At 66.7% G+C, this 4863-nt stretch carries 5 protein-coding genes; all 5 read right to left on the minus strand.

Features of this window, described 5'->3' with window-relative positions; translation table 11 throughout:
* Positions 1–371, minus strand: a 371-nt coding sequence (locus Y707_RS29735) for a 6-phosphogluconolactonase (RefSeq protein ID WP_035781090.1), incomplete at its 3' end; no start/stop codon positions are given.
* 53 nt (positions 372–424) lie between these two features.
* The gene (locus tag Y707_RS0109950; RefSeq protein WP_026534974.1) at positions 425–1996 is read right to left on the minus strand and encodes a hypothetical protein; all 1572 of its coding nucleotides are present in this window, start codon (positions 1994–1996) and stop codon (positions 425–427) included.
* On the minus strand, positions 1978–2742 hold the full coding sequence (locus tag Y707_RS0109955; protein ID WP_026534975.1) for an ABC transporter ATP-binding protein: 765 nt from the start codon (positions 2740–2742) through the stop codon (positions 1978–1980). Before Y707_RS0109955 ends, Y707_RS0109950 begins: the two co-directional genes overlap by 19 nt.
* 67 nt (positions 2743–2809) lie before the next feature.
* A complete protein-coding gene (locus Y707_RS0109960; protein ID WP_026534976.1) occupies positions 2810–3913 on the minus strand; it encodes an NADH:flavin oxidoreductase/NADH oxidase in 1104 nt (367 codons plus the stop codon).
* A 53-nt stretch (positions 3914–3966) separates the two neighbouring features.
* A partial coding sequence (locus tag Y707_RS24935) for a tetratricopeptide repeat protein (protein ID WP_051441854.1) occupies positions 3967–4863 on the minus strand: 897 nt, incomplete at its 5' end.

The following is a 4863-nucleotide window of genomic DNA, read 5'->3' on the forward strand; positions in this document are numbered from 1 at the left end:
CCCGCCGCGGCTATGGCTGCCTCATATGCGCTGCAGGCGCCGGCGGGATCAGCGGCCGCCCCGTCCGGGCCGTGTACACGTGCCGGATCTATATCCACCCGGTTGGTAAACTCCCTGCGGATCACCTCGCGGTAGGACTGCGGGTGCCCCGCTTCCAGGCCGACATACTCATCCAGCGCGAAGCCGCTCGCCCGGGACAGGTCCAGCCCCTGCTCCGTATGGCGCCTGGCCAGCTCGTCATAGACCGGCAGCGGGGATGACCCTGTGGCCAGCCCCAGCACTGCATCCGGCTTGCGCCGCAACAGGGCCTCGACGGCGTCGGCGGCAACCGCTCCGATGGTGCTGCTGTCGGGGAGGATCACAATTTCCATCAGCTACACCTTTCTCCGGGACGGTTGCTTACTCTCAACATATCCCCCACCGCCTACTTATTGTGGCTGACCGCCAGGAGCAGTTCCGGAGCCCGCCGGTCGTACCACCGCCCGCCGATCCGGATCCCGAGCACGAGGAACACCGGCCCCAGCACCAGTCCGGCCGCGAGCGCCAACCAGCCAAACAACATGGCGCCGGTGGTGATGGCGATCAGCGCCAACACGAGTTCCGGTGCTATCAAAACCGCCAGCGTGAGCCAGCCGCCGAACTGGACCAGGATGGTGCGCACCCCCGAACCCGGCGGGGTCTTGAAGGGGCTGTCCCCCGGCGCCGGAACGTTGTACGTGTAGCGGGCCGAGACCACGCTCGACAGACCGAGGCCCGTCAGCAGCACGCCAAGGGTCAGCCCCAGCATGGCGGGCAGCAGGTTCCAGGAATTATTGAGCCACAGCGGCAGCACGACGAACAGCAGGGACACCGGCAGCGCAAACATCCCGCAGGCCAGCACCCGGCCGGTACGGTCGGCGATGCCGCTCACCCCGGATGATACGTGCAGCCAGAAGGCCGTGTTGTCATATGAGACATCGGCGGAAATGGACCAGACGAGCAGGACCGCGGCGAACGGACCGAGGAAACTGAGCAGTCCGAAATTGCCGCTCTGGCTGCCGACGAAGATCAGCAGCACCGGCAGGACCGGCACCATGATCAGCGAGGCACCGTAGCGCGGATCCCGCACCCAGTAGGTCAGCGAACGGGCGGCAATCGCCCCGGTTGGGGTGCCCGGAAATCGGGCGAAGAATCCGAGGTTGCCAGCGCTTTTGCGCGCCACGGCGCTATGCACGGGGGTGACGAGTGCCCTTGCCAGACTGATTTTCCAGATCCAGACCAACCCCGCCAGCGTGCCGGCGGCGATCAGGAACTTTCCGCCGGCGGCCCCGTATGAACCGAGTGCCAGGTCCGCCGGCACCGACCAGGCTGCGCCCAGCGGCGTCCACGACATCGTTTCGGCCAGCGCCGGCAAGAAGGCCTGCGCATTCTCAATACCGGTGGCCACGGAGCCGATAATGGGCCCAAGCAGCACCAGTGGAATGAACGCGACGATACCGCTGACGTCCTTGAACCGCCGGGACGAGGCAAGCGTCGCCGTCGCCGACGTCACCAGCCTCGAGAGCACGATGCAGGTGAAGACCGCCAGCAGGGCACAGACGGGCGCCGCCACGAGCGGGAGCGGATACTTCCACCACGACGCCGTCGTCGCCAGTGCCGCAATCAGCGTGACGACGCCGGGAACACCGACCAGTGACGCGAGCATCAAGCCGGCCAGGAGTTTATGCAGCGGAATGGAGAAGGTGACGAACCGGGCCGGGTCCAGGGTCATGTCGACGCCGCCGGCCACCAGCGGTATCAGCATCCAGCCGAGGACAACCGCCGAACCCGCCAGCACGACGACGGTGCGCGTCAGTTCCGGCTCGACAAAACTCAAGGCCACCAGGCCCGCCACGACGCCGGTGAGCAGGCTGAGTCCGTACAGGCCGCCGATGATCACGCCGACCAGCTGCCATTTACTCCGCCGCAGCGAGTTGGCCAGCAGCGCCAGCTTGAGCCTTACGAGGTCCGCAACCACTCGAGCCCCTCCGTATGGTTCCGGCCGCCCACCAGCTCCACGAAGCGGTCCTCCAGACTCGAATTTCCGCGCACTTCATCGACGGTTCCGGCCGCCAGCACATTTCCGCCCGCAATCACGGCGACGTGGTCACACATCCGTTGGACCAGGTCCATCACATGGCTGGAGACGATCACCGTGCCGCCGGAGTCGACATAGCTGTGCAGAATGTCGCGGATGTTCGCCGCAGAGATCGGGTCCACGGATTCAAATGGTTCGTCCAACACCAACAGGCGCGGGGCATGGATCAGTGCAGAGGCCAGCGCGATTTTCTTGGTCATGCCGGCGGAGTAGTCGACGACCAACGTCCCCGCATCGGCAGCCAAATCGAGCGCGCGCAGCAGGTCGGCCACGCGCGCGGCGACGGTCTCCCGGTCCATTCCGCGGAGCAGGCCGGCATAGGTGACCAACTGCTCGCCGCTGAGCCGGTCGAAGAGGCGGACGCCGTCGGGCAGGATCCCCATCAGCCGCTTGGCCTCCAGCGGCCGCTCCCACACGTCGACCCCGTGCACCCACACTTGTCCGTAATCAGGGCGCAGCAGTCCGGTAGCCATGGATAACGACGTCGTTTTCCCGGCTCCGTTGGGACCGACCAGGCCGTAGAAGGAACCGGAGGGGACGTCGAGATTAATGCCGTTGACGGCGACCTTGCCGCCGAAGCGCTTGGCCAGTGACCGGACGGACAGTGCAGCAGACTCTGTAGTCATGGCCTAACGCTAGCAACACGGTGCCGCGCGGGAACTCATCCTTGAGGACTAAGTTCGGGAACCGGTGCTAGAACGATGCCCGCGGGGCGGCCCGCTCGTACTGCGGGGCCCACGGAACCTGCTGTCCCAGTTCGAAGGCGGCCCGCTGCCACCAGTGCGGATCACGGAGCGCGGCCCTGGCGATAAAGACGCCCTCTGCCTGGCCGGAGACCACCACGTGTTCGGCCTGCACGGCCGAGGCGATCAGTCCGACGGCGCCAACAGGCACGTCCGCTTCGCGCCTGATCTGCTCGGCAAAGGCAGTCTGGTAGCCAGGGGCAACCGGGATTTTCGCATCCGGAACGGCGCCGCCGCTGGACACGTCGATCAGGTCAATCCCATGCTCGCTGACCAGCTTGGCCAAGCGGACGGAACTGTCCGCATCGAGGCCGCCATTGCTCCAATCCGAGGCCGAAATCCGCAGCAGCACCGGGAAGTCGCCGGGAACCCGCGACCTGACGGCGTCAATGACGTCCAGGAGCAGCTTCATCCGGCCGGCTTCGCCGCCGCCCCAGTCGTCGGTGCGGGTATTGACCAGCGGGGAGAGGAACTGGTGCAGCAGGTAGCCATGTGCGGCGTGGATCTCGATGGCATCGAATCCGGCTTCCAGTGCCCGGGAGGCGGACGCTGCGAAATCCTGCACCACCCGGTCGATGTCCCCGGCGGTCATCGCCCCCGGGGCGGCGAGCTCACCGAATGCCTGCGTCGTCGGTCCAACGGTGGCCCAGCCGCCGTCGTCCTCCGGGACACTGCCCGATTTGGTTGAAAACGGCCAGTAGGTGGAAGCCTTCCGGCCGGCATGCGCGAGCTGTACTCCGATTTTGGCGCCCGCAGAGCCGTTGGCATGGACGAAATCCGTGATCCTGCGCCAGCCTGTTACCTGCTCATCGTTGTACAACCCGGTATCGCGCGGACTGATCATCCCCTGGTGGTTCACCGCCGTCGCCTCGGTCAGGATCAGGGCAGCACCGCCGACGGCGAACGATCCCAGATGCATCAGGTGCCAGTCGGTGGGGACGCCGGGAGCTGTTGCTGGCTCGGCTGAGTACTGGCACATCGGTGCCACCCAGCCGCGGTGGCTGAGCTCCATCGAACGCAGGGACAGCGGCGTGAACAACGCGGAATTAGTCATACTGGCGTCCAACAGCCCCGGGCGGCGAATGATTCCTCGCCAGTACAGCGGGCTTAGAACAGCGCGCGGGCCAGGGCGGAGCGGGCCTTGCTGACCCGCGGGTCGGACATTCCAACGATGTCGAACAGTTCCACGAGGCGGGCCCGCACGGTCTCGCGGTCATCGCCGGCGGTGCGCGCAACGAGCTTCACCAGCCGGGAGAAGGCGTCCTCCACATGCCCGCCGACCACGTCGAGATCCGCCACGGCCAGCTGTGCCTGCACGGAATCAGGGGCGTCGGCGGCTTCCTGGCGGACCTTGGGCCCGTCCATGTCCTGCACACGCTGCATGAGCCCGACCTGTGCCAGGCCGGCCTTGGCCTCCGCATCGGCAGGCTGCTCGGCCAGGGCCTTCCGGTAGGCGGCGCCGGCAGCGTCATAGTCGCCGGCCTCGATGGCGTCGTAGGCTTCCTGGTGCAGCGGCGGCAGCGGCGCAGGCTCATTCGATTCGGCTGCCGGGCCGCCCTCGTCCTCCAGGCTGCCGGTCACACCGTTGGCCTCGGCCACCTTGAGCAATTCCTCCAGGAAGCTGCGGACCTGCTGTTCGGGCTGGGCACCTTCGAAGAGCGGAACCGGCTGGCCCTTGAGGACCGCGACCACGGCAGGGACGCTCTGGACCTGGAATGCCTGCGCCATCTGCGGGCTCGCGTCCGCGTCCACCCTGGCCAGCAGGATGCGTCCGTTGTACTCGATGGCGAGTTTTTCGAGGACGGCCGAGAGCTGCCCGCTGGGGTCGGTGCGGGCCGAACCAAGTTCCACCACCACGGGTACCTGCGAGGAGATCTGCACGATTTGGCCGAAGGTCTCTTCGGTGACGTTCAAGATGAAACGGTGTCCCGCCGTCGAACCCTGCTGTTCAGCTGAAGCGGAGCCGCCGGCAGCGGCACCACCTCCGGCAGCGGCACCTGCTCC

The organism is Arthrobacter sp. H14, from assembly GCF_000520495.1.
Lineage (GTDB): Bacteria > Actinomycetota > Actinomycetes > Actinomycetales > Micrococcaceae > Arthrobacter_C.

Bases quoted from the DNA above. Each gene is read 5' to 3' on its own strand.
- Y707_RS0109955 (WP_026534975.1), bottom strand. From the start codon at position 2,742: ATGACTACAGAGTCTGCTGCACTGTCCGTCCGGTCACTGGCCAAGCGC.
- Y707_RS0109960 (WP_026534976.1), bottom strand. From the start codon at position 3,913: ATGACTAATTCCGCGTTGTTCACGCCGCTGTCCCTGCGTTCGATGGAG.